Raw genomic sequence first — 24,294 nt, 5'->3', positions numbered from 1 at the left:
CATTTATGATAATAGGAGTTCCAAAAGAAATTAAAAATAGCGAGAACCGAGTAGCTTTGCCACCATCCGGCGTATTCGATTTTACCAACCGTGGTCATAAAGTTCTGATTGAAACAAAGGCGGGGGTGGGCTCTGGTATTACAGATAAACAGTATGAAGAAGCTGGTGCTATGATCGTACCAGATGCGAGGAGTGCTTGGGCGGCAGAAATGGTTATGAAAGTTAAGGAACCACTTGCTGAAGAGTACCGTTATTTTCGAAAAGGATTACTGTTATTTACGTATCTTCATTTAGCTGCAAATAAATCCTTAACCATCGCCTTATTAGAAGCAGGGGTAATTTCAATCGCCTACGAGAATGTTCAGCCTGCCGATAACTCGTTACCCTTGCTTACACCGATGAGCGAAATTGCTGGACGAATGGCAGCACAGATAGGAGCAAATTTTTTGGAACGAGTTAACGGTGGTCGCGGAGTATTGCTTTCAGGTGTTCCAGGTGTAGCACGTGGGAATGTTGTTGTAATTGGTGGTGGAGTTGTTGGCATGAATGCTGCAAAAATCGCAGCCGGTCTCGGAGCAAATGTAACGATAATGGATGTGAGTGTTCCACGTTTAAAACAATTAGATCTAATTTTTGACGGAAATATCCAAACCTTAATGTCTAATAGCTACAATATTCAAAAAGTATTGAAATCAGCTGATTTAGTGATAGGTGCTGTTTTGATTCCTGGTCATAGAGCGCCAACGTTAGTTTCAAAAGAAATGGTTGCCGGTATGCCGTTCCATTCAGTGATTGTTGATGTGGCGATTGATCAAGGTGGGATTTTTGAAACAACGGATAAAGTAACTACTCATGACAATCCAACTTATATCAAAGAAGATGTGGTTCATTATGCCGTTGCAAATATGCCTGGTGCTGTTCCTCAAACTGCGACTTATGCACTATCAAATTCAACAATGGAATACGCCAATTTGTTAGCGAATAATGATTTAATAAGCTTGCTAAATCAAAATTTAGCATTGCGTCGTGGTCTGAATACTTATAAGGGGCAACTAACAATTGAAGCCGTTGCAAATGATCTAGAGCTACCTTATACATCAGTAAATACAATATTGGGAAGCCAATCAAAAAAATATATAGGATTGTACTAAATAATTATAGATGTGATGCGACTGAGTATTGTCTTTTTATAACTTTAGACGAAATTTGAATACACAATCAAAATTGAGGTATCGTCATTTTTCAAAGATTTCTAGTTATAAAATGCCCCTCATTTAACCAGTAATCAACCAAGTTTTTTGCTTGGTTGATTTTTTAAATTTTTTAATTGAACAGATATTTGTCCAACCCTGCAGCAATACCATCCTCATCGCAAGAAAGGGTCACATCATCAGCTACCGCTTTCAGTTCGTCCACAGCGTTGCCCATCGCTACACCGATTCCAGCATATTCAATAATTGACCGGTCATTATGTCCATCGCCGAATGCGATCATGTTATAAGAATGAATACCTAAGTCAGGAAAAACAGTATTAAGAGCTTTAGCTTTATCGATCCCTTTGTCAGTAAACTCAAAATAGAAGGGCGCCGAAAAAGCTGCGGTAACTGTCTCATCAAAAGGCGCGTGGATTGCCTTTACATGTTTTTGAAGGTACTCAGGCTGTGCCGCAATCAAAATTTTATTGATTGGGAATGTTGCGAACGCTGCCAAGTCATCAATTTCACAAAGCTTAAAATTTCCGCCTCGCGCTTCGTATTCAATAATATTGAAATCGCCGTCGGGTAATTTCAATATATTGTTGTAAACGTCATTTACATAAAGATAATCTTCCTTGTCAATCATCGGTAGCACATCGAAATTTTTCAGATGTTCTAGAATTGATTGTCCCGTTTCAACACTCATTGCTTGATTAAAAAGTACTTCATTTGTTTTACAATCTGTCACTCGCGAACCATTATAAGAGACAAGATAACCTTCATATTTGGTCATTTCCAATTCTTCCGCAAGTGTGAACATTCCAGTAGTAGGGCGTCCTGAAGCTAAAATTACTTTAATGCCTTTCTCCTGAGCGGTAATCAAGGCTTGTTTTGTTTTTGCTGAAATTACTTTCTTCGAAGTTAATAAAGTCCCGTCGATATCCAAGACGATTGCTTTAATCTCCATTTCATCACATCCTCCGTCGTGTTACCTTAAGTCTATAGTCACAAATAAGTAATGTAAATGGTTTCATTTGTAAATGGCGGTGGAAAATGATGAGGGGCTTTAGGCATCGAATGCTTATTGAACGAGGAGCCTCTTATTTTTCTTTCAGGTCAACTAAGCCAAATTTATAGGTAATAAACAGGTATACAAAGCCAATGCTTGTGCCGATTACACCATAAACGGCATCAATAATATCTGGTGTATTTATAAAGCCTAACAACGTCTCGCAAATCAAATTTGCTAACAGGATCATTAAACCGAGCAGAGTAATCCAACGAAACTTTATTCCAGAAAGTAACCAAGTATGTCCAATGGCTAAGTAAAAAATCATACTCAAGGATAGATTAGAGATGTGTGAATGGATTTCAGCATTGACAAGTACAAACGCTGGCATCAGCACACTAAGCCATCTGCCTATAGTCAGCAGTAAACCAATAAAAAGCAACACAAAGTAAGCAATTAAAAATCTTTTTTTAATAGCGTATTTTTCTTCAATCTTCATTCCTTCACCTCAATAAAAATTATATAGCATTGGTAAGGGAAGGCAACTAAAGAATGGATATCCTCTAGAGACTCAAAAAAGCGGTCAAGATTGTTTTTTACAATCCTGATCGCTTTTTACGATGCCAACGTGGATGACAGGAATCGAACCTGCACCTCGTATTAAATGAAACAAACCGTCGTTTTAAGTCCCATTTCTGAGTTTAAACACCAAGTTCATCCACGACTAAAGTGTACGATCCTTAGCTTATAGAAAGCTTAAAAGCAGGATAGGAGATCTTAAATCAATCAAAATTCAGAGCAATCCACGTCGAATGATAAAGAGATTTCTAGAGAATTTTTTCTCAATTTAATCTAAAAATGTCACGACAGAGCCATAATGCTCTTTAACCTCACTCAGAATGGCATCATCTGTTATCAAGGCTGTAAGCTGTGGTAGTGTAGCAAACGTTGCAATTGATTTTTTCTCAAATTTTGAGCTGTCAATCAAAGCAATTGTTTGAGCAGCAAGTTCAACCATTCGTTTTTTTAATTCAACTTCATAAAGATTGAAATCTGAGAGACCTTCAGTAGCTGAGATGGCATAAGCAGAAGTAAATAGGGTATCGATATTGACTTTTTTTAGAATTTCTATTCCGAGTGTTCCTTCTATAGCATTTGAGCTACCCTTAACAACACCGCCAATTAATACAACAGTTAAATTCAAATTTTCTTTTAAAAGAGAAGCCGTCCGCAGACCATTCGTTAAGACAGTGATGCGTAAGTCAGATTGACTGATAAGCTTCGCTAATTCGTAACAAGTTGAACTAGCGTCTAAAACAATACACTCACCATTCTTAATCAATGGGAAAGCCTTCTTTGCGATCTCTGCTTTCTTTTCTATATTCTTTTGTTTTCGTATATCATAGTTTTTATCGATTTTTAGTGTTTCATCTTCTTTTGATCGAGTTGCTCCACCGTGTGTCCGAATCAGCATGTTGTTCTCGCTAAGATAATTTAAATCAGAACGAATCGTTGCTTTTGAAACGGATAACAATTCAGTTAGGTCATTGACAGAGACAGATTCTTGCTCTTGCAATAAAGATAAAATCTTCTCTCTTCGTTGGTTTGTATACATGAGTAACGCCTCCAGGATGAGTAATTGAATATAGTATAAAACAATTAACGAAAAAAAACAACAAGAAATTATTGTTTTACTTTCGTTTTGTCGTTTAAAACAAGTTTATGTTTCGCTTTAAAAACAAAAACGAAAACAAACGAAAATAACAATTGACAAAACGAAAGCTAGCGACTATTATGAGGATACAAAAAGAAAAAGGAGAGAGAGAAATGAAAATTGGAATCGGATCAGACCATAACGCATTCGAAATGAAACGTGAATTATTGGCATATATAGAAAAGAAGGGCTTTGAGGTGAAAGACTATGGGTGTTTTTCTCCTGAGGAGGTTGATTATCCAGATATTGCTTTTAATGTAGCGAACGGAGTAGTAAACAAAGAAATTGATCGCGGAATTCTTTGCTGCGGTACAGGAATAGGAATGGCTGTTGCAGCCAACAAAATTCCAGGAGTTCGAGCGGCACAAGTTCACGACACTTATTCCGCTGAACGGGCACAATTGAGTAACAATGCGCAAATTATCACAATGGGATCGAAAATTATCGGTGTAGATGTCGCAAAAAAAATTGTTGATGAGTATTTATCAGTTACCTTTGAAGGTGGCAACTCTGGAAGAAAAATTGATCAGATTATGGAAAAAGAAGCGGAATATTCAAAATAGGAGTGAGAAAAAATGAAATTCTTTTTAGATACAGCAAATGTGCAAGAAATTAAACGAATCAACGAATTAGGTCTTGTGGATGGTGTAACGACGAATCCGACGATTATCTCTAAAGAAGGAAGAGACTTCAAGGAAGTTATTACCGAAATTTGTGGCATGATCGAAGGACCAGTTAGTGCAGAAGTAATTGCGCTTGATACAGAAAGTATGGTGAAAGAAGCAAGAGACATAGCGACTTGGGCCGATAATGTAGTGGTTAAAATTCCCATGACTGAAGAAGGATTGCGAGCGGTCAATATTCTATCAAAAGAGGGCATTAAAACGAATGTTACGTTAATCTTCACAGTAGCACAGGGATTAATGGCAGCGAAAGCAGGGGCCACCTTTGTAAGTCCATTTGTTGGCCGTTTAGATGATATCGCTACAGACAGCTTAGCTCTCATCAGTAATATGAAAAAAGTTCTAACATACTATGGCTATCAAACTGAAATTATCGCAGCTAGTATTCGTAGCTTGAAGCATGTAGAAGAGGTAGCTGAATTAGGCTCTGATATCGCAACAATACCTGGAACACTCTTTCCAAAATTATGGTCTCACCCTTTGACAGATGCTGGAATACAAGCTTTTTTGAAAGATTGGGAATCTTTTAATAAATAGTAGAAAAAGTTTTCATTTTATTCGGTTGTTCAATAGAGAAGAAGAAAATTATAAAGAAGGAGGGATAATCATGCGTAAACCAATTGTAGGTATCAGTTTAAAACTTTATCAAAATAAAATTGACAATGCGCGTAACTTTGCACATGCCATTGTCGAGGAAGTTGGTGAAGAGAAAAAGATTGAGCAGTTTATGTGTCCTGGGATGGGCGTTCTTTACCCAGTTGCAATGATTTTAAAGGAATCTGAAATAGGTCTAGGATCACAAAACATGGCGCCTGAACCAAACGGGGCATATACAGGTGAATTCTCAATTGAATCATTAATCGAGATGAAAGGCGGTTATGTGGAGATTGGTCATATAGAACGCCGCAGGATTTTTCAAGAAACGGATGAGATGATCAACCAAAAAGTTCGTTTGGCGTTGGATTATGGTTTGACACCAGTTTTATGTATTGGTGAGGTCAACAAAACAGAGGATTACCAAGAAATCAAAGATCTGATGAAAAAACAACTATTCTTGGATTTGTTCCAGATCGAAGGAAAACAGGCAGAAAAAATCATTTTAGCTTATGAACCAGCGTGGGCTGTCGGAAAAACTTGTGCGGCTAGTGCGAAACATGTCCATCAAGTACATGGATTGATTCGTGAGTGTATAAAAGAGCTTTATGATAATCAAATCGCTGAGAACATTCGAATAATTTATGGAGGATCAGTCTCACAGGAAAACGTTAAGTTGCTTGTTTCTGATGAAAATGTTGATGGTGTGTTTGTAGGTCGATTTGGGCATAATCCGAAACAATATGCTTCAATCGTTGAGACGGTAAAAAAAGCAAAGGAGGAGTAAACATGTTTGGTATTATTCTTGTTTCTCACAGTCAAAAAATTACTGATGGGACAAAGGAAATGATTGAAGAAATGACCGGAACCTCTGAATCAGTCAGGATTACTTCCGCTGGCGGAACAGGTGACGGGCGTCTAGGGACGAATTCAATCATGATCATGGAAGCGATTGAAGCTAATAGTGATTGTGCTCACATTTTAATTTTTTGTGATATTGGAAGCGCTATACTTAGCTCGGAAACCGCGATTGATTTGATTGAGGACGCAGAGTTAGCCGGAAAAACAGAAATCATGGATTGTCCACTAGTAGAAGGTGCATTTGCGGCGGCTGTGCAGGCGACAGTTTGTCAGGAAAGGGAAACAATTATTCAGGAATTGGCACAATTATAAACTAAAAAAAGCAGGGAGCGAGAAAAATGAAATTTCTAAGAAGTATGGTAGGATACATGATCGCTGGAACCATTGTCATGTCTGTTTGGAATGAATTAGGGAGCTTTGGCATATTTGGCGGGTACTTAGCTGCGGGTATAATTATCGGTCCTATGTGGTTTATGAATCATTATCTCAATTTGACCGGCAACGAAGATGACGCAGCGTTTGTAGACATGGGACTCGCGATTGGGGTCTGTGGTATCGCTCGGGATTCCTTTATACAAGGAGCTTCAGCATTTACTGCGTCACTGCCTACGATCGCTATTGTTATCGTAGGTGCAACACTAGGTGGCATCGTTGCGGCCGCTTTTGAAAAGAGTGTGGCAAAAGAAGAATTACGAGAAGAAAAAGCACCTGAACCTGGTATGACTGAAAAAGAATTGGATCGATTAGTTGGCGAAGAATAACCTTTATTAGGAAACGGAGGAAAAATAAATGACTTTAGGCTTAGGACTTGCAACGCTTTGTGGTGGATTTTTGTTCCCTTTTGTAATTCGCATGGCATGGGGAAAAATGGTTGATCATTGGGGACCCATCGGAGGATGGATGGCGGCATTATTTATTGTTGGAACGGTTTGGTGTATTAATCATGGAATTTCTACACCAATGATCACACAATCTGGGGCAGCTTGGGTAGATCAAGGGTTAGCTGCTGGAGTCGGTGTGTGGGTAGCCTCTGCGCTGGTTGGTGGAAATGTAAAAAAATCTATTCCAAAAATTATCGCTGCAGTTTCAGGCGGCCTATTAGGTGGACTATTACTGTCTTTATTCTTATAAATATTAGAAAAAAACTATGAATAGTGAAGAGGAGAAATGGGATATGAAACGATTAATTAACGATGGATATGAAGTAGTAGAAGAAATGTTAGAAGGGTATGCAGCAGCAAATAAGCAATATGTCACATTGGATCTGGAAAATCGTGTAGTTGTTAGTAAATTAATGAGTGAAGAACCGCGCGTTCGAGTAATCGTTGGTGGAGGATCAGGTCATGAACCAATGTTCCTAGGATATGTGGGGAAAGATTTTGCTGATGCGGCAGTTGTAGGAAACGTGAATACTTCTCCTGCACCAGATGCCTGTTACGAAGCAGTAAAGGCGGTGGATAGCGGCAAAGGATGTTTGTATCTTTACGGAAATTACGCGGGAGATGTAATGAACTTTGATATGGGTGCTGAAATGGCCATGGAAGAAGATGGTATTCGAGTTGAGACGGTAACGACTACTGATGATGTATATTCTGCAAAAGATAAAAAAGATCGCCGAGGTGTGGCGGGAGATTTGCCTGTATTTAAAGTTGCCGGAAGTGCCGCAGCTAAAGGATACGACTTGGATAAGGTAAAGGCAGTAACCGAAAAAGCTAATGACAATACGTATTCATTAGGTGTAGCACTCTCATCCTCTACATTACCTGTTACAGGTGAGGTGATTTTCCAAATGGACGAAGGGGATATGGAGATTGGAATGGGGATTCACGGCGAACCCGGAATCGAACGTCGCAAAGTTGAAAAAGCAGATGTGATTATTGATGAAATGATGAAAATTATTCTTGAAGATTCCAAGATTTCTGACGGAGATGAAGTATATGTATTGATAAATGGGTTGGGAGCTTTGCCAGTGATGGATCAATATGTTTGCTACCGTCGTGTCGATCAGATCTTAAATGAGAAGCAAATCAAGATCCATCGGACGGATGTCGGAAATTTTGCAACATCTATGGACATGGTTGGTATGTCTGTAACTTTAGTAAAATTAGATGATGAATTGAAAGAATTACTTGATGCACCTTGTGATACACCGTACTATAAACTTTAAGGAAAGGGGTTTCATCGCGTCGTCAACGAGTTGATACGCAGAAATATTTCTGATGAACTAAACTAAAAAAGAGGTGTAAACATGAGTGAAATGGTGCTAGACAAACAATTCTTCGCTAATTGTTTAGCCAACATGGCTAAGCTCGCAGAGGAAAATCGTGACTATTGGACAAAATTAGATTCAGATATTGGCGATGGAGATCATGGAATTAATCTTAGTATTGGGTTTAGGGCTGTAATGGCTAACTTGGAAGAAAATTTAGACAAGGCAGAAGACGTTACGACATTACTGAAAAAATCCGGTATGCTGCTGTTGAGTAAAGTTGGTGGGGCATCAGGACCATTATACGGCAGCTTCTTTATTAAAATGGGAAAAGATGCTGCTGGAAAAGTAGAAGTCTCTTTTTCAGAGTTTTCCGATATGCTAAAAAATGGAATTGAAGCTGTTCAGTTGCGTGGTAAAGCTGAAATTGGGGATAAAACCATGATTGATGCCCTACAACCTGGAATGAATTACTTGGATGCGCATAAAAATGATGAGAACCCAATTGCAGTGATGGAAGAGACTGTAGCAATCATGAAACAAGGAGCAGAATCAACTGTTCCGCTAATTGCAAAAAAAGGGCGAGCAATGCGTCTAGGCGAGCGGGCGATTGGACATAAAGATCCTGGCTCAGAATCTTCGTGGATGCTGATAAACGTCTTTCTTGAGGAAATGAAAAAATAGAATGGATGAGATAGATGACAAATTTAGAAAAAAAAGCAGGTGAGTTGCGAGAGTGGATCATTCGTTCGCTTGCTTCCGCGGGATCTGGACATCCAGGCGGGTCGCTTTCGGCAATTGATATTCTGACCGTACTTTATTATCAAGAAATGGACATCTCTTTAGAAAACTTTGATCAAAAAGACCGTGACCATTTTGTTCTCTCGAAAGGACACGCGGCACCAGCTTTGTACGCTGTTTTGGCTGATAAAGGATTCTTTCCAAAAGAGGAGCTGCTTGATTTACGAAAATTCGGTTGTCATCTACAAGGACACCCAGATCGAATCAAAACACGAGGGATTGATACGTCAAGCGGGTCTTTGGGACAAGGATTGTCTATTGCGAATGGTTTAGCCTTGGCTCAGAGGTTAGATGGAATCCAAAAGAATGTCTATATTTTACTAGGTGATGGAGAACTCCAGGAAGGACAAGTTTGGGAAGCAGCGATGACTGCAGCGCATTACAAATTGAATCGTGTGATCGCCTTTATTGATAATAATGGTTTACAGATTGATGGAACCAACGATGAGGTAATGGGTGTAGCGAGTATTGGAGAAAAATTCGCCGCTTTTAATTGGAATGTTTTGACCGCTGATGGCCATGATTTTTCATCGTTAGCAACAGCGATCAAGAAGGCCAAAGAGTATGATGAAGCGCCTACCGTTATTGTTTGTCAAACGAACAAAGGAAAAGGTGTTAGCTTTATGGAGGACCAGGTAAGTTGGCATGGAAAAGCGCCTTCGCCTGAAGAAGCGGAGCAGGCACTTACTGAATTGAAGGAGGCGTTTTAAAGTGAAAAAGGCAACAAGACAATCTTACGGTGAGACGCTGGTAAAATTCAAAGAGAATAAAGAATTGGTGGTACTGGATGCGGATCTATCGGCAGCGACAAAAACAGATAGTTTCGCGAAGGAAGCACCTGAGAAATTTTTTAATATTGGAATTGCTGAGGCGGACATGATTGGAACAGCTGCAGGCTTAGCTTTAGGTGGGAAACGTCCTTTTGCTAGCAGCTTTGCCATCTTCGAAGCAGGAAGGGCTTATGAACAAATACGAAATGCAGTGGCTTATCAAAAATTAAATGTAACAATTTCCGCGACACATGCTGGAATCACGGTTGGTGAAGATGGAGGCTCTCATCAAGCAATTGAAGATATTGCTTTGATGCGTGTAATTCCTGGGATGACGATTATTAACCCAGTGGATGATCTCGAAACAGAAGCCGCGATAGAAACGATCTTACGGCATGAAGGTCCAGTGTATCTACGATTGGGCAGACTGGCTGTCGAAAGAGTCCATGAAAAAAAACAGCCTTTCAAGATTGGAAAGGGCGAAACACTTGTTGATGGAGACGATGGAACGATTCTCGCAACAGGACTAATGGTACAAGAGGCCTTGATCGCTGCACAACAGTTAAAACAACTAGGTATCAGTGTTCGAGTACTAAATTTTTCAACTATCAAGCCTTTGGATGAAGAGCTAGTTATACAGGCAGCTGAAGAGACTCCTTGGATTATTACTGCTGAAGAACACAGTGTGATCGGCGGGCTTGGCAGTGCTGTCTCCGAGTTTCTTTCAGAACAGCGACCAACAAAGGTAGTAAAAATTGGTATTCAGGATCAATTTGGACAGTCAGGTCATCCTGATTTATTAAAAGAGCATTACGGATTGACTGCGAAAGATATTGTCGATAAAGCGAAACAATTGAATCAATAAAAACAAGGAGATCAAACAATTATACTGTTTGGTCTCCTTGCTTTAGCCTAATCATAGTTCTCTATTTCAGCTTTTTCCTGCTCAAAATCAATGAACAATTGAAAGCCCTTATCGTTCTTATCTTGATCCCAGATTTCAACTAGTTTGGGAACGACCTCGATCAAAATCTCGCTATCCTTGTGAGGATAAGCGTTGTAACTTTTCTCCCAATATTTTTGATACAGCTCTTGAAAGGATTGGTCCGGCTGATCTGCGACTAATCCATGATTAATAGCGATGCCTTCGATTTGAACGCCCCAGTAGCAAATTGCTACCCGAGGATTCTCCAATAGTTGTTTTGTTTTTCTGAAATTTTTATCCGTTTTAAAGAGAATTTTCCCTTCATGAATAATGACGCTGACATTGCGCACCATGACATGGTCATTTAAACTTGTCGCTAGCGCCATAATCTTCTTTCGGCCAAGTTTTTGATAAAAATGTTTGACTGCTGCTTGAAATTCCACTATAAAAACTCCCGTCTAAGAAAAATTGAGCGTAAGCGATCCAGAGAAAAGTAAACGATCGCAGTGGTGACACCGTATTTGATCAAATTAAAAGGAATGATCCCGATAATTACTAGTTTCCAAACGCTGTCCACCATGGGATTCACCGCTTGTGTCATAGCAATAATAGCTTCCATTGAAAGATCATACAGCTTGGTATAAAAGGGAATAATAAAGTACACATTTGATAGACAAGCGACAAAAGTCACGACGACGGTTCCCGTCAGCATTCCTTTTAAGGCAGAATTTTTAAACGTTGATCGCCGATACATCAGACTAGCAGGCAAAATGAAGCTGATACTTAGAATAAAATTTTGAATTTCTCCAGTAAACATTGAGGCTGTACCCACGGTAGCTAGTTTAATTAAGAGCTTGATTAACACGATAAAGATCCCAGCAACAGGTCCTAATAAAAAGGTCCCTAATAATTCTGGGACACCTGCCAAATCAAAATCCATAAATGGCGGCATAAAGGGCAGTGGGAACTTGAAGAGCATCAGTACATAGGCGAGAGCACCAAAAATTGCGATCATCACTAACTTTCTTGCAGTAAATTTCATTTCAACACACCTTTCTTGAAACATAAAAAAGAACCTTACAACAACATTTGCAAGGCACAGTCAAAGTAGAAAAAGGGTGTATTGATTCATCAAATAGCGTTTGTTATCTGAAGGATCAACAAACACACACTTTTCTTCTTCCATCCAGACTGTACTGTCGGTCTCAGAATTGCACTGAGTCAGCCAAAAGGCTCGCGGACTATCACCGCCGGTCGGGAATTAAACCCTGCCCTGAAGAACTTGTGTGTTTATTTTCACATGATATCAATGGAAATGCAAGCGTTTTTTTGAACGTATGCATTTTTTTGTTCAGTTTTATTCAAAATACTTAGCGATAAATCATCTGCCAATAAGCATCATGCACCTTTACTTCGTGCACTTTCTCCCAGCCTTCCTTTTCATAGAAGGCCAATGCGGGCGTATTGCGAGACAGACATTTCAAACGCATTGGTAGAGTTAGCTGCTTCTTGGCTTCGTTTAAAAGCAAATGCCCGATACCTTGTCCTTTGAAGCGGTCGTCTATAAATAAACAATGAATGAAACTATCTGGTACATATAAGGAAATAAAGCCAACGACTGCTTGGTTCGACTCGGCAACAAAGACACGCTCATCCTCTGTATCACGATCAAAGTCTTCCATGAGCATCAACTCAGGATCGTCCCAATAAAATGTTTTTCTACGACTATCTAAATAAAGTTCACGCAGTCTTGGCTTGTCCTGCGTGGTCATTTCGCGGATTTGAATCAACTAAACGCTTCCTCTCAAAAAAATGCTTCCTATTTATAAAAGTTACTTTACCACACTTTACGAATGAAACTAGATTTAAATGTTTTGCCCGAGCACTAGAAGAATTCCTACCAAATAACTAGACAAAAAATCGGCCTTTCGACCTATGACGAATCAATGCAGATTCTGCATAATAGAGACATAAAATAAAAACACATAGCAAACAGGAAAAGCAATGAACAGGTAGCATAAAAATGCGTCCCTAAAAAAGTGTTTTTAAAAATCCAAAGGAGAGAATGAAAATGAAAAAAATGATGAAATCACAAAACAATCGAGTATTAACGGGGACACTAGCGGGGATCGCAGAATATTTTGGTATTGATCCTACGATGGTTCGGGTAGCCTTTGTTCTCAGTGTCTTTTTCTTAGAAGGCGCACCGATTTTCCTTTACCTTCTATTAATGATGGTCATGCCAAAAGCGGGAAGTAATTCTCATGAATATAGACAGCCTTATACTCAAACAACCAATAGCCAGCCGAAGCAAGCAGAAACAACCGCTGACGATGCATGGAGTGATTTTTAATTTTTAAAACAACGATTGATCTATTCAATCTTTATTAATAAATCTAAGAGCGAACGGTTTAAAAACGGTTTGCTCTTTTTTCTTTTAGTTGGTTAATGGATAAAAGATAGTCCTTTCGACCCATGACGAGGTGAAAATGATTGTGCATAATAGGAACATAGAACAAATCGTTGAGGAGAGATCAGTATGAATGAACGGTCAAAAATCTTAGAATCAATTAAAAAAGGCATCCTATCTCCAGAAGAAGGATTGGATTTATTAGAAAGTCTTGGATTAAAAGAAACAGAGGGTGAAGGTGAAACAGCCTCACAATCGGAGACTAATGTATCATCTGATTTAGAAGAAGTACCGCAGTCTGAAAATGAAATAAATATAGAAGAACTGGTATCCTTTGAAGAGAAAACTGAATTTGAAGAACAAACGGATTTTTCTGACTCCTTTCAGCCGGAAATAGAATTGAGCGAAGAAAAGTTGGACATTTCAGAAGAAGCCGTTGAGGAAACATTTGAACAGGAACCAGAAATACAAATTCCAGAAGAAGCTATCGAAGAAAAAAAACAGATCTCTGATAGTGTTGCTAGTATGATCGATGAATGGGAAAATATCGCAGAGCCTGAGACAAAAGAAAGTGATCCAGTAAGGTCAAAAATTGATGAGTTTGATGAAGCGCTGCAAACCAAAGTTGAAACATTACGAGAAAAAAAAGAAGTGTTTAGAGAATTAAATCTAGAGGCTGAATTGGGGATTATTTCAGCAGAAAATGACGTTCTTTATAAACAAATGAAGGTTGAATTGAAGGAACTAGAAGAGGAAATCGAGTTATTAAAGCATGAGCGAAAGGCGATAGATGAAGATCTCTTTGCTTCGCCAGAAAGACCGTACGTATCGGATGGCTTTTTTGAAGTTCCCGATGATTTTGAAGAGCAAAAATACCGGCCGATGGATCGTCCACAGGTGGAGCCGAACGACTGGGCCAGTCGGATTGGACGAGTGGTGAATCGTGCAGCAAAAACGGTGAATGATACGGTCAATAATAGTGATTTTGACTGGAAAAGCATTAATCAAAAATTTTATGGGACAGCGAAAACACATTTCACCCATCAGTTTACCTTCGAAGACATTGATGCCCAGACCATTGATATTAAATTGGCAAAGGGAAAGGTCATTCTGAAAACTTGGGAGAATGAATCAATCAACGATATCAAGGTTGAAGCATCCGTTGCTCTGCTGGGGCAAATGGACGAGCCAGACCCTGTCGATGCATTCTTGGAACGTAGTCGAATCGATGTGAATAACTATCAAGTTTTATTTCATGTCCCCAATAAAAGAGTCGATGCGAAATTGACCTTTTATTTACCAAAGCGACAATACAATAATTTATCGATCCGCCTATTAAACGGGGACTTAATGATTGAAGAAGCTATGGCCAAAAATGCTGCTATCAAAGCAACGAGTGGGACAATACTGATTAAAGCACTGGATTCTTCGATGCTGGAAATTGAAGGAACAAACAATGAAGTCGAGATTCGTGAAGGTGAAATTTTAGACGCGTCAATTGAAACAGTAACAGGAACAATTATTTCAAGAGCAGATACCGTTCGGGCAGAGTATTCAGTAATTAATGGGGACATTAAACTAACTGCAAAAAATGATAACTTGAAGAAAATCGAAGCGCAATCGGTCAACGGCGATGTTAAAGTTTCACTGCCGCAAGCAGTCGGTATCGAAGGTTCTGCAAAAACAGGAATAGGAACCATCAACTATCGCTTTGCAAATTGTGAAACCATGCAGGAAAGGAATGGAGATACACAAAAAATTCTACATTTCCAACGAAAAGCAGGAGACTCAGCACAAATCGAAGTCTCCTCTAAGGCAGGAAATATTTTCTTGAAAGATTATGATAAATAGAGAGGAATAACTAAAAATGAAAAATAGAATGACAAAATCACAAACGAATCGGATGATAACCGGAACAATTGCCGGGATCGCAGAATATTTTGGAATCGATCCAACCATCGCCCGGGTCATCTTTGTATTCATCAGTATCGTTTTAGTAGGAGCACCCGTCTTTTTATATATATTATTGGCACTGATCATTCCCAAAGCGGATGGCAGAAATGCGCAGTATCATGCGGACTATGATCGACCACGAAAGACTAAAGCACAACGAAAAAAAGCTGAAGCAGAGGCTGAAGAAGTTTGGAGCGACTTCTAAAAAACTTTAAAAAATCTAAGAATATCAAATGACATTTCACTTAATTTAGAAATGTCGTTTTTTTTAGCTTAAAAATCAATAGTATGTAATAGCCTTTTTAGCTGTTTTGGAAGTGGAGACTCAAAGCATTTTATTACATAAATTTCTTATATACAATAGTTGGTAAATAGTATTAAATTGATAATAATTAATGAGATAAAAACTTTTAAAATTATACTCATGTTTATGTGTAAAAACACTATATATACGAATTGAAAAAGGGTAAAATAAATATAATGTAGGACCATTTATCTTTTAAATGATGTTAGTTATTTTATATTCATTGAAATAGCTTTCAGGGAACGTCCTGTAGTGGTTAAAAGAGTCGTATTCAGACTAATTTGGAGGGGAAATAATGGATTTTCGCCAGGTTTTGGGAGTAAGTAACAGACGTAGAACAAGACTAGTAGAGATACTGTATTACAATCGGGAAGGAACTTCAAGTGAGCAGTTGACTAGTGAATTACATTGTTCATTGCCGGTTTTATTGAATGATATCAATTTGATAAATACACAACAGGATAGTTTTTTTGTTGAGAAGGAAAAAGGTGTCTATCGGGTCAAGTTGAAGGGAGACATCAGTATAGGAAAGCTGTACTCTTCCGCTTTGACGACATCACCGGAATTTCAAATTTTGGAACAGCTGCTTTACGAACAACACGATAATATTGGTTCATTGTCAAAAGCGCTATTTTTAAGCTCTTCAAATACACAACGATACCTGAAAAAAATGGAAGATATCTTGCAGAAGGTCGACATTAAATTATGCTACAGACCATTGCGTTTGGAAGGTAGAGAAAGTGTGGTACGCCATTTCTTTTTCTTATATTTCATTGAGAAGCAATACGCGTTGAAAACCGTTCTACCAGATATAAAGGATTATCAATTGAGTACAATTGAAAAATTTGTTCAGGAGTTTACTGAAATTAATGGGTTGCAAAAAAAATATATTTATCAAAAACGAATGACCTATAATATTTTTATCAGTCTCTGGCGAATTAAAAATGGCCATCCATTTCCGAAAGAAGAGTTACGAACAAATGGTTTGTCACTGCCCAAAGACGAAACAGCAAAGCTTTTTAGAGATATGGTCTCTGAAGCCTATCAACTGAATCTAACTGAAGAAATGATGCGCGATTGCCTGTGGCTTTCTTTTTCTGATGCTATTGTTTTCAGCAAAGAACATCGAGATTTAGCCCTGAAGGATAATCCACGGTACAAAAGATTATTTGCAGCACATCGCACAATGACGGAGCAATTTACTCAGTTGATGGTAGGCTCCTTTGAGGAAGAACGAATACTAGAAATTACCACGTTGTTAGTTAATGACCATTATTTGTTTGATGAAAAGGGAGAATTTTTGACTATTTTACGGAAAAGTCGAGCAATCTTTTTAAAAATGGTAAAAATCATGCACAAGCAGTCGGTTGAGAAGGTATTAGGGATTGCAAAGGAGTTTGTACAGACATACAAGATCTATCAGAGTGAGGATTTTATTATTAATTATGCTTATTTGCTATTAACTGCCGAAGCAGACAGTTTAGAGCGATTGGCTTCTCAAGAAAATACGATTCACTTATTAATTCTTTCGGATCTTTCGCCTACAGAGGAGGAGTTCATCACCAACGTTATCTCACAAATTGTTTATGGGAATTTTGAGATCCATCACTTTAAGGATGCGTGGTATGGCGAAGAAGAAATGAACAAGAAAATTTTGACCTATGATGGTTTAATCACTACAGGGTCAAGAGAAGACTTGCCGAAAGATTTTCCACTAGTTTTAATGGATCCTTATGTCACACCACAAGCTATTGTCGCGATTCAAAATTTGGTTAATGAGCTATCCGAAAAGGAAACTAGTAAGAATTAGTTCTCCTTTTTTTACAAACTTTTATACCAAGTGACAGCAAAAGCAAACAAAACGCGCGGTTGATCGCAACTGTTCACTCTTGAAATTTCTGTTGCTACGAGTAAAATTATAGGTGAAGGAAGATAAAAAAGGAAGGGAATGGTCAAGATGGCTAACAATATGATTCCACGTCGCTCTGATTTATTTGACATGACACCTTTCAATTTTTTTGAGGACTTTGGACGAAATTTTTTTGAAGGTTTTAAAGGCAATATGGTTAAAACAGATATTCATGAAACAGACAAAGAATATGTATTAGAAGCAGAGCTACCAGGAATTCCAAAAGAAAATATTCAAATCAACTACGAAAATGGTGTGCTAACAATTGAAGGGCAACATCAGGCAGATACGAAATCCGAAGACGATAAAGGAAATTTGGTAAGAAGTGAACGAAGCTTCAGCAGTGTTCATCGCCAGTTTGCGATTCGGGATATTCGAGAAGAAGAGATAAAAGCAGAATACAAAGATGGCATCTTAAAAGTGACATTGCCAAAAACAGCAGAAAAATTGGAGCACAAAAAAGCTATTCCAATTGAGTAGCTCTGAGAATGTTTTAAATCCCTACTAGTTGATAGTAGGGATTTTTTATGTACAGAAAATTTTAGCTTAATTATGCCGAGGAACTTTTAGTACCTATGAGTGAAGGCAAATTCTGAAAGGAGTACAAATTTTGAGTATATTTTCAAAAACTACAGGCTTCTTTTATAAAGCCAAAAATATAAAGGATTAGAAAAATAAAATAATTTTTTTTAATTCATCAATTGCTTGGTCTTATAAAAAACTAGAAAATGATTGTTATCTAGAAAATTAAATTAACTTATTTATTTATCGTTTTGGAATCGTTTTGTAATGCTATTATAAAATATAGATTAGAATTAAGCAATATTGACCATATAATTAATCATATCTGAGTTTTCAAAAACTTAATTTGTAAAAAGAGTATGTAATTTTTATATTTTTAAAGGATTAATTAGTCAATAGAAGAAAAAATGTGCCGTCATTTAAGCCGTCAAAAATAGGAGGATTTTGTCTATGAGAAAAGGGGAAAACATATACTTACGAAAGGATGGACGATGGGAAGGAAGATATTCAAAAGGCAGAAAAAAGGATGGAAAAATAAAATATGGGTATGTTTATGGAAAAAGTTATACTGAGGTTCGAGAAAAAATTTTTCCTTTGAGAATTCAATACCACACACTGCAAAAAGTTCATGGTATCTCCTGCGAATCATTTGAAGAATGGGCGATAAATTGGCTCGGAAATGTGCAGCATGAAGTTAAACCAGCCACATTCTCAAGCTATTACTACAAAATGTACAAATACATTTTGCCCACACTTCGAGATATACCTTTGAACGAATTATCAAAGGAGCAAGGAAAAATCATGCTTAAGGAACTTTCTGGAAAGCTATCCCGTTCAACAATTCAAGTGATTTTTAGAATTCTAAATAAATGTGTGAACAACGCTAAAAAAAATGGGAAAATCTTTTCAAATCCTTTTTCCCAGATCCAACTACCAAAGGTAAAGAGAAGAAAAGTGAGTGCTTTAACGCGTTCGGAGCAAAAAAAAATAATGGAAATAGCATCCGTAGAGAAAAATGAAAGAGGGCTACCTGTGTTACTAGCTTTACATTCTGGTATGCGAATTGGAGAAATTTCAGCATTACGTTGGTCGGACATTGACTTTGAATCCAATTTAATTCATGTGAACAACACGTATCAGAGAATAGGGCTATCTTTAGGAAACAAACGTACACAACTGATATTTGCTGATTCTAAGACTGAATCTTCGGTACGAATGATCCCCATGACAAGACCATTAAAGAAATTACTGCTTAATCATAAAAAGACAGTTAAAGGTGAATTTGTTTTTTCTACTAATGGACAACCAACGGAGCCGCGATTGTTGTCTTACTATTTTCATAAGATCAGAGAAAAGGCGAATTTGCCTAAAATACACTTCCATCAATTAAGGCATACATTTGCTACACGTTGCCTAGAGATGAAAGGAGATATTTCTTCTGTCAGTGCCCTTCTGGGTCATGCCTCTACCCAAATGACATTAGACACTTACGTACATGCCCTATTAGAGCAAAGATATCAAGTAATAGCAAAAATGGAGAACTGGGCAAGTTAGTAAAACGTTTTAAAAAAAGAAGGTGTATATATTCGGATAAAAAAATTTACTTTATTAGGAAAGCGCTTTCTAAGTGCCGTAAAACTTGAAAATAGATTCTTTGAAATCTAATTTCTTTGATTTAAAATAGCATTCCTTTTTTCTCAATAGTGAAAAAAAGAATTAAGCCGTCATTCGACGTCATGTTCAGCTCAAATCTCTTGATACACAAGAGGTTGAGCTTTTTTTCTAGTTTTTTATAAGACCAAGAACTTTTTTTATACTTAAAAACAAAAAAATTATTGAGATAAGTATGAAAAATGGAATGAATGATTAACTATCAAAACAATTGTTTAAACGTAAAATTTTTGAATCATTTTTTGGAATGTGGTGAAAAAAATAAAACAACAAGTCTCAATATATAATAACAAATATTCTCTACAAAACAAAAAGGATTTCTTTCCAATTGAGTTTTATGTTTATCGTTGGAATGTGTTTGAGAAAAAAGACCTGTTTTATAAAAAAAGAAACTACAAAAGAAAAAAGGAAGATAAAAATGAATGTATTGATTTTGACAAAATGTATTTTTGCGGAAGAAGAGTTAGTTAGAAAGCTAAGTATGCTTGGGCACGAAGTATTTTGTAGCAGTAAATTATTAAAAGGATTAACAGTGAAAACATCCATTTATCCGGTGATTAACTATTTTCCTATTATCGTTTTTAGTGAAACGGTATCTGATGAAGAGGTAGATCAGATTCTAAAAAACGAAACGGTACAAGCAGCAAGTTTTTTTAGGAAAGCAACAACTTTTTTGGGAAATTATAAAAGTCAAAGCAGTGACTTTTTAAGTATGTTGTTTATGGACGAACCGTTAGAAGAAATAGGAAAAAAATTGAAGAGAAACCAAATGAATAGTCAAGAAAAAAATAGTCTGAATGTTTTGTCTTTTGATATTAGAGATCTAGATACCATGTTGCTGTTAAGCAAGCAAGAAAAACAGGTTTTTGAAATTTTGTATAACGCAAAGGGAGGACTAATTTCAAGAGAAGAGATATGCGAAAAAGTTTGGTCTCAAGTGACAAAATCTAACTTAGCTCAGACGTCAACCATTGTGAAACGGATTAAAGTGAAGCTTGAAGAATCGGGCTTCGTTAATTGCGATTTACAAACTATTTGGGGAAAAGGATATCGAATAGTGAGCGATTAAATTGTTAGAGATTATTGTTATCTAGAAAGTTTTAGAAAAATAAAAAGAGTAGCGAGACTGACATGAGAGATAAACATTTAAAAAAGTATAAAAAAATTGCAGATCGAATTATTAAACTTTTACCCACATATCGAGCAATGTCAGATAGTGAATTACAAAAGCAAACAATGTTGCTAAGGGAACGGGTAAAGAATGGCGAAAAGATAGAGAAATTGCTTCCAACAGCCTATGCCGTGGTCGCCGAAGCGGACAGACGTGTATTGGGGTTAGAGCCCTACTACGTACAAATATTAGGCGGGATTGCTTTATTTTTTGGAAATGTAGCGGAGATGAAAACAGGTGAAGGGAAAACATTGACCGCTACAATGCCGATGTATTTAAGAGGCATTATGGGAAAAGGCAATTTCTTGATTACTTCAAATTCCTATCTAGCTTGGAGGGATGCCGAAGAAGTTGGGAAAGTTTATAGATGGTTAGGATTAACGATCTCTGTTGGTGTTCCAAAAGACGCTAGCGAAGAAGAGATTGATAAAGAAGCTGTCTATGGTTCGGATATTGTTTACACCACACACAGCGCCTTAGGGTTTGACTATCTATTTGATAACTTAGCGACAACTATAGAGGAACAGTACGTTAATAAGTTTAATTACGTACTAATTGATGAAATTGATGCCATCTTACTTGATATGGCGCAGACGCCGTTAATTATCTCTGGTGCACCTAAAGTGCAATCTAATCTGTTTGAAACCTCTGATTGGTTTGTAAAAAGTCTCAGAGAAGGAGAGGATTTCTTAAGAAGTGAAGATAAAAGAAATGTTTGGTTCACAGATGATGGAATAGTAAAAGCTGAAACATATTTTGGTATTCAAGGGATTCTTACAGAAGAATGGCGGGATTTATATCGACATCTGGTTTTGTCGCTAAGAGCGAATCAACTATTGGAAGAAAATCGCGACTATGTCGTTGAAGAGGGAGAAATACTACTTCTGGATGAGGCAAACGGAAGGAAGTTAATTGGAACAAAATTACAAGCAGGATTACATCAAGCGATTGAAGCAAAAGAAGGTGTAGAAATTACCAATGAAACACGCTCAATGGGTTCCATCACTTATCAAAATCTGTTTAAGAAATTTAAAATTTTATCTGGAATGACAGGAACGGCAAAGACGGATGCCGAAGAATTTCGCGAAACTTACAATGTAAATGTCATTCAGATACCAACCAATAAGCCTATTAAAAGAGTAGATCATGCTGATGAGGTATACGTAACGAATAAGGAGAAAGTGTTATCTTCATTGAGAGTTGTAAAGGATGCTCTTCAAAAAGATCGTCCTGTCTTGGTCGAAACAGGTTCTGTAGCAATGTCGAATCTATACTCATTACTACTGCTTCAGCAAAAAATTCCTCATAATATTTTGAACGCTACGACAGTCGCAAAAGAATCCTTAATTGTATCTGAAGCCGGAAGAAAGGGTGCAGTTACGGTTGCAACTTCAATGGCTGGAAGAGGAACAGACATAAAACTCGATGAGGAAGCGAGAAAAAATGGTGGCTTGTTAGTTTTAGGAACGGAAAGAATGACAAGTGACCGTATTGATTACCAGCTTAGAGGACGGGCAGGACGACAAGGAGATCCTGGCGATACCATTTTCTTTGTTTCGATGGAGGATAAAATTGTTGTAGAAAGTGCACCTAAATGGGTAGCGAAGTCCAGAAAAAAATTAATTGAAAAGAATGAACATGCGCCAAGCAGCGACAATCAACCGTTGAATGAAAAGAAGTACGAAAAAATCATTAATAAGTCACAGGCGAATCGGAAAAATCAGGAAGTTGAAAGTCGAAAAAATATTCTTGAATATGACGAGATTATCAGTGTACAGCGAGAAAAAATTTATTCCGCTCGAAATAATGTGATGGAAGGCTCCATAATCTTTTTAGAAGAACTCATCCAACGTGCAAAAAGTCAGGTGATCGAGGCGTTTGTTTCAAATAAGAATAATTTGAATAGAAACGAACTGATTGATTTCATTTACAACAATATTCAATACAACTTTGATTCGTCTTTATTTGATCAGGAGCTTAAGGAATATAGTAAGAAAAGTGTGACTGAATACTTAAATATGCTGATTGCAAGACAAATTGAAGAAGTGCAAATAAAAATTCCAGACAGCTTTCAACAGCTCTACTTCAAGAGGATTGTCATTTTGAAAGCAGTTGACGCGATGTGGATCGAACAATCAGATAATTTACAGCAATTAAAATCTGTTGTGAATGGAAGAAGTTGGGGTCAGCACAGACCAATCTATGAATTCCAAATTGAAGCAAGACGATCCTTTTTTGAAATGAAGGAGGAAATATGGCTAAACATCCTTAGAAATTTACTATTATCGGATTTAGTTTACAATTCCGATGGTTCTATTGATGTAGATTTTCCTTAGTTCAGCTGTAGATGAGTATTAAAAAAAGGACGGTAACCATGAAAAACAATAAAGAAATAGTCAAACGAATTTGTTGGAGCATCCTACTGCTTACAATAGTGGAATTTGGGAAAAAAATTGATGTTCCAGGATTTTTAACTATTCCACAAGAGGGATCACAAAACCTAATCATTCGCTTTTTATCAACGACAACCGGAGGGAATTTAGCTAAACCAACACTACTCTCTCTTGGTATGGGACCTTATATGACAGCTTTGATCATCTGGACCACAATAAGCATGATTGATACCGATAGAATTAACAATCTTTCTATTAAACAAAGGGGCTATATTCAGCGAGTACTGACGCTCATTTTCGCTATTGCACAAGGGATTGCCTTGATGTTCAAATTTGAAAATCTGATTGATTATAAATCCTTTCCTGACGTAAATAAGCTCACCTTTTTTTGTGTAGCAATTCTCATACTAACAACAGGAGCGATGTTTGTCTCTTGGCTATCAGATATCAATAGTGAAAAGGGCGTCGGAGCACAAAGCTTGTTTATTTTACCGGGATTGATTTCTAATATTCCTGCCATGCTCGTATCTGGACAAAGCGGGACCTTGAGAATTAATAGCAGTTTTATTATCGGCTTGCTGATTATCACTCTGATTTATATTGTTGTAACGGTATTTCTATACAATTCAGAATATCGAATCGCTATTCAACGAACAGGAATAGATAGTAAATTCAATCATTCATACATTCCGATTCGATTATTAACTGCAGGGGCCATGCCTTTTATGTTTGCGGTAACAGTTTTTTCAATTCCACAATTATTGCTATTGAACGATCGATGGACTAATACTCTTTTTTCTAGTGTCCTTTCAAGGCTTTTTTCTTTTAATACGGTTGAAGGAATAATTACCTATGGGATCATTCTTTATGCATTGGGGATGGGGTTTAGCTATATAAATGTTCGTCCTCATGACATCGCTAAGCATTTAAAGGAATCAGGAGATTATATATATGAAATAGTTCCTGGTGCAGACACTGAGACGTATATTAAAAAGAAACTATCGACTATAGCAATGGTAGGGAATTCTTATCTAGTAATCGTCTCCCTTGTTCCATTATTTATTGGGTTAAAAATAGAAATTATAGCAAATCTGGCCTTCTATTTTGGGAGTGTCTTCATGTTGATTATCATTCTGGATACGCTCACCCAAGAAATTAGGTTTATTTTTTCGAAACGAAATTACAATATTTTTTAGCGA

At 37.4% G+C, this 24,294-nt stretch carries 25 protein-coding genes, 1 tRNA gene, 1 pseudogene and 1 riboswitch; of the genes and pseudogenes, 20 read left to right on the top strand and 7 right to left on the bottom strand.

From position 1 onward, the window contains the following. The first annotated feature begins 5 nt into the window (after positions 1–5). A complete protein-coding gene (gene ald / locus IGI50_RS19495) occupies positions 6–1,151 on the top strand; it encodes an alanine dehydrogenase (protein ID WP_438778197.1) in 1,146 nt (381 codons plus the stop codon). Between the two features lie 172 nt (positions 1,152–1,323). On the opposite strand, the gene IGI50_RS19490 is transcribed toward ald, so the two are convergent. The 4 genes from IGI50_RS19490 to IGI50_RS19475 form a co-directional block, all read right to left on the bottom strand. Beyond that, positions 1,324–2,163, bottom strand: coding sequence for a Cof-type HAD-IIB family hydrolase (locus IGI50_RS19490; RefSeq protein ID WP_438778196.1), 840 nt, complete (start codon positions 2,161–2,163; stop codon positions 1,324–1,326). A gap of 133 nt (positions 2,164–2,296) precedes the next feature. Beyond that, entirely contained in the window at positions 2,297–2,704 is a 408-nt protein-coding gene (locus IGI50_RS19485) for a hypothetical protein (protein ID WP_010744207.1), read from the bottom strand. Positions 2,705–2,832: 128 nt separating this feature from the next. Further along, positions 2,833–2,927: transfer RNA gene (locus IGI50_RS19480), tRNA-OTHER, on the bottom strand. Positions 2,928–3,052: 125 nt separating this feature from the next. Further along, the gene (locus IGI50_RS19475) at positions 3,053–3,820 is read right to left on the bottom strand and encodes a DeoR/GlpR family DNA-binding transcription regulator (RefSeq protein ID WP_438778195.1); all 768 of its coding nucleotides are present in this window, start codon (positions 3,818–3,820) and stop codon (positions 3,053–3,055) included. 212 nt (positions 3,821–4,032) lie between these two features. Between IGI50_RS19475 and rpiB the strand changes: the two genes are divergently transcribed. From rpiB to IGI50_RS19425, 10 genes are all read left to right on the top strand, one after another. Beyond that, on the top strand, positions 4,033–4,482 hold the full coding sequence (gene rpiB, locus IGI50_RS19470; protein WP_438778194.1) for a ribose 5-phosphate isomerase B: 450 nt from the start codon (positions 4,033–4,035) through the stop codon (positions 4,480–4,482). Between the two features lie 12 nt (positions 4,483–4,494). Next, the gene (gene fsa / locus IGI50_RS19465) at positions 4,495–5,139 is read left to right on the top strand and encodes a fructose-6-phosphate aldolase (protein WP_438778193.1); all 645 of its coding nucleotides are present in this window, start codon (positions 4,495–4,497) and stop codon (positions 5,137–5,139) included. 70 nt (positions 5,140–5,209) lie between these two features. Continuing rightward, positions 5,210–5,983: a triose-phosphate isomerase family protein gene (locus IGI50_RS19460; protein ID WP_438778192.1), complete on the top strand. Its 774-nt coding sequence runs from the start codon at positions 5,210–5,212 to the stop codon at positions 5,981–5,983. 2 nt (positions 5,984–5,985) lie between these two features. Beyond that, positions 5,986–6,369, top strand: a complete 384-nt coding sequence (dhaM, locus tag IGI50_RS19455; protein WP_438778191.1) for a dihydroxyacetone kinase phosphoryl donor subunit DhaM — start codon at positions 5,986–5,988, stop codon at positions 6,367–6,369. 26 nt (positions 6,370–6,395) lie between these two features. After that, positions 6,396–6,818 (top strand): Lin0368 family putative glycerol transporter subunit, encoded by a 423-nt coding sequence (locus tag IGI50_RS19450; RefSeq protein ID WP_438778190.1) that lies wholly within the window; start codon positions 6,396–6,398, stop codon positions 6,816–6,818. Between the two features lie 28 nt (positions 6,819–6,846). Continuing rightward, complete coding sequence (locus tag IGI50_RS19445; protein WP_221674115.1) at positions 6,847–7,188, top strand: Lin0368 family putative glycerol transporter subunit; 342 nt, start codon at positions 6,847–6,849, stop codon at positions 7,186–7,188. 43 nt (positions 7,189–7,231) lie between these two features. Further along, positions 7,232–8,224: a dihydroxyacetone kinase subunit DhaK gene (locus tag IGI50_RS19440; protein ID WP_438778189.1), complete on the top strand. Its 993-nt coding sequence runs from the start codon at positions 7,232–7,234 to the stop codon at positions 8,222–8,224. A gap of 81 nt (positions 8,225–8,305) precedes the next feature. Continuing rightward, a complete protein-coding gene (gene dhaL / locus IGI50_RS19435; RefSeq protein ID WP_438778188.1) occupies positions 8,306–8,950 on the top strand; it encodes a dihydroxyacetone kinase subunit DhaL in 645 nt (214 codons plus the stop codon). 14 nt (positions 8,951–8,964) lie between these two features. Beyond that, a complete protein-coding gene (locus tag IGI50_RS19430) occupies positions 8,965–9,777 on the top strand; it encodes a transketolase (RefSeq protein ID WP_438778187.1) in 813 nt (270 codons plus the stop codon). Position 9,778: 1 nt separating this feature from the next. Continuing rightward, entirely contained in the window at positions 9,779–10,702 is a 924-nt protein-coding gene (locus tag IGI50_RS19425) for a transketolase family protein (RefSeq protein ID WP_438778186.1), read from the top strand. Positions 10,703–10,749: 47 nt separating this feature from the next. Here IGI50_RS19425 and IGI50_RS19420 read toward each other — a convergent pair whose 3' ends face one another. The 3 genes from IGI50_RS19420 to IGI50_RS19410 form a co-directional block, all read right to left on the bottom strand. Further along, on the bottom strand, positions 10,750–11,205 hold the full coding sequence (locus IGI50_RS19420; RefSeq protein ID WP_438778185.1) for a pyridoxamine 5'-phosphate oxidase family protein: 456 nt from the start codon (positions 11,203–11,205) through the stop codon (positions 10,750–10,752). Then, entirely contained in the window at positions 11,205–11,804 is a 600-nt protein-coding gene (locus IGI50_RS19415) for an ECF transporter S component (protein ID WP_438778184.1), read from the bottom strand. The genes IGI50_RS19420 and IGI50_RS19415 overlap by 1 nt, the downstream gene beginning before the upstream one ends. 128 nt (positions 11,805–11,932) lie before the next feature. Then, positions 11,933–12,047, bottom strand: a riboswitch (FMN riboswitch). A gap of 85 nt (positions 12,048–12,132) precedes the next feature. Beyond that, positions 12,133–12,552: a GNAT family N-acetyltransferase gene (locus IGI50_RS19410; protein WP_438778183.1), complete on the bottom strand. Its 420-nt coding sequence runs from the start codon at positions 12,550–12,552 to the stop codon at positions 12,133–12,135. Between the two features lie 281 nt (positions 12,553–12,833). Here IGI50_RS19410 and IGI50_RS19405 point away from each other — a divergent pair, with 281 nt between their 5' ends. The 9 genes and pseudogenes from IGI50_RS19405 (at position 12,834) to IGI50_RS19365 (ending at position 24,291) form a co-directional block, all read left to right on the top strand. Continuing rightward, positions 12,834–13,115 (top strand): PspC domain-containing protein, encoded by a 282-nt coding sequence (locus IGI50_RS19405; RefSeq protein ID WP_438778182.1) that lies wholly within the window; start codon positions 12,834–12,836, stop codon positions 13,113–13,115. A gap of 186 nt (positions 13,116–13,301) precedes the next feature. Next, positions 13,302–15,023, top strand: a complete 1,722-nt coding sequence (gene liaX, locus IGI50_RS19400) for a daptomycin-sensing surface protein LiaX (RefSeq protein ID WP_438778181.1) — start codon at positions 13,302–13,304, stop codon at positions 15,021–15,023. A gap of 16 nt (positions 15,024–15,039) precedes the next feature. Continuing rightward, positions 15,040–15,330 carry a PspC domain-containing protein gene (locus IGI50_RS19395; RefSeq protein ID WP_438778180.1) on the top strand — a complete coding sequence of 97 codons (291 nt, stop codon included), beginning with the start codon at positions 15,040–15,042 and terminating at the stop codon, positions 15,328–15,330. Between the two features lie 394 nt (positions 15,331–15,724). Beyond that, the gene (locus tag IGI50_RS19390) at positions 15,725–17,239 is read left to right on the top strand and encodes a helix-turn-helix domain-containing protein (RefSeq protein ID WP_438778179.1); all 1,515 of its coding nucleotides are present in this window, start codon (positions 15,725–15,727) and stop codon (positions 17,237–17,239) included. A gap of 147 nt (positions 17,240–17,386) precedes the next feature. Further along, complete coding sequence (locus IGI50_RS19385; protein ID WP_438778178.1) at positions 17,387–17,818, top strand: Hsp20/alpha crystallin family protein; 432 nt, start codon at positions 17,387–17,389, stop codon at positions 17,816–17,818. Positions 17,819–18,310: 492 nt separating this feature from the next. Further along, entirely contained in the window at positions 18,311–19,414 is a 1,104-nt protein-coding gene (locus IGI50_RS19380) for a tyrosine-type recombinase/integrase (protein WP_438778177.1), read from the top strand. Between the two features lie 535 nt (positions 19,415–19,949). Further along, positions 19,950–20,600: a helix-turn-helix domain-containing protein gene (locus IGI50_RS19375; protein WP_010744217.1), complete on the top strand. Its 651-nt coding sequence runs from the start codon at positions 19,950–19,952 to the stop codon at positions 20,598–20,600. 35 nt (positions 20,601–20,635) lie between these two features. Then, positions 20,636–23,038, top strand: a pseudogene (secA2, locus tag IGI50_RS19370) (accessory Sec system translocase SecA2); the annotation flags it as partial. A gap of 38 nt (positions 23,039–23,076) precedes the next feature. Then, positions 23,077–24,291, top strand: a complete 1,215-nt coding sequence (locus IGI50_RS19365; RefSeq protein WP_010744219.1) for a preprotein translocase subunit SecY — start codon at positions 23,077–23,079, stop codon at positions 24,289–24,291. The last annotated feature ends 3 nt before the right edge of the window (positions 24,292–24,294 follow it).

The sequence above is a fragment of the Enterococcus sp. DIV0170 genome (assembly GCF_051710765.1).
In the GTDB taxonomy this organism is placed as follows: domain Bacteria; phylum Bacillota; class Bacilli; order Lactobacillales; family Enterococcaceae; genus Enterococcus_A; species Enterococcus_A raffinosus.
Note: the sequence above shows the minus strand (reverse complement) of the source record. Positions and strands in the feature narration are given on the sequence as shown.

Bases quoted from the DNA above. Each gene is read 5' to 3' on its own strand.
- IGI50_RS19375 (WP_010744217.1), top strand. From the start codon at position 19,950: ATGAATGTATTGATTTTGACAAAATGTATTTTTGCGGAAGAAGAGTTA.
- IGI50_RS19415 (WP_438778184.1), bottom strand. From the start codon at position 11,804: ATGAAATTTACTGCAAGAAAGTTAGTGATGATCGCAATTTTTGGTGCT.
- liaX (WP_438778181.1), top strand. From the start codon at position 13,302: ATGAATGAACGGTCAAAAATCTTAGAATCAATTAAAAAAGGCATCCTA.
- dhaM (WP_438778191.1), top strand. From the start codon at position 5,986: ATGTTTGGTATTATTCTTGTTTCTCACAGTCAAAAAATTACTGATGGG.
- IGI50_RS19365 (WP_010744219.1), top strand. From the start codon at position 23,077: ATGAAAAACAATAAAGAAATAGTCAAACGAATTTGTTGGAGCATCCTA.
- IGI50_RS19430 (WP_438778187.1), top strand. From the start codon at position 8,965: ATGACAAATTTAGAAAAAAAAGCAGGTGAGTTGCGAGAGTGGATCATT.
- IGI50_RS19445 (WP_221674115.1), top strand. From the start codon at position 6,847: ATGACTTTAGGCTTAGGACTTGCAACGCTTTGTGGTGGATTTTTGTTC.
- IGI50_RS19385 (WP_438778178.1), top strand. From the start codon at position 17,387: ATGGCTAACAATATGATTCCACGTCGCTCTGATTTATTTGACATGACA.
- IGI50_RS19440 (WP_438778189.1), top strand. From the start codon at position 7,232: ATGAAACGATTAATTAACGATGGATATGAAGTAGTAGAAGAAATGTTA.
- IGI50_RS19395 (WP_438778180.1), top strand. From the start codon at position 15,040: ATGAAAAATAGAATGACAAAATCACAAACGAATCGGATGATAACCGGA.
- IGI50_RS19390 (WP_438778179.1), top strand. From the start codon at position 15,725: ATGGATTTTCGCCAGGTTTTGGGAGTAAGTAACAGACGTAGAACAAGA.
- IGI50_RS19450 (WP_438778190.1), top strand. From the start codon at position 6,396: ATGAAATTTCTAAGAAGTATGGTAGGATACATGATCGCTGGAACCATT.
- IGI50_RS19460 (WP_438778192.1), top strand. From the start codon at position 5,210: ATGCGTAAACCAATTGTAGGTATCAGTTTAAAACTTTATCAAAATAAA.
- IGI50_RS19485 (WP_010744207.1), bottom strand. From the start codon at position 2,704: ATGAAGATTGAAGAAAAATACGCTATTAAAAAAAGATTTTTAATTGCT.
- dhaL (WP_438778188.1), top strand. From the start codon at position 8,306: ATGAGTGAAATGGTGCTAGACAAACAATTCTTCGCTAATTGTTTAGCC.
- IGI50_RS19475 (WP_438778195.1), bottom strand. From the start codon at position 3,820: ATGTATACAAACCAACGAAGAGAGAAGATTTTATCTTTATTGCAAGAG.
- rpiB (WP_438778194.1), top strand. From the start codon at position 4,033: ATGAAAATTGGAATCGGATCAGACCATAACGCATTCGAAATGAAACGT.
- IGI50_RS19490 (WP_438778196.1), bottom strand. From the start codon at position 2,163: ATGGAGATTAAAGCAATCGTCTTGGATATCGACGGGACTTTATTAACT.
- IGI50_RS19380 (WP_438778177.1), top strand. From the start codon at position 18,311: ATGAGAAAAGGGGAAAACATATACTTACGAAAGGATGGACGATGGGAA.
- ald (WP_438778197.1), top strand. From the start codon at position 6: ATGATAATAGGAGTTCCAAAAGAAATTAAAAATAGCGAGAACCGAGTA.
- fsa (WP_438778193.1), top strand. From the start codon at position 4,495: ATGAAATTCTTTTTAGATACAGCAAATGTGCAAGAAATTAAACGAATC.
- IGI50_RS19405 (WP_438778182.1), top strand. From the start codon at position 12,834: ATGAAAAAAATGATGAAATCACAAAACAATCGAGTATTAACGGGGACA.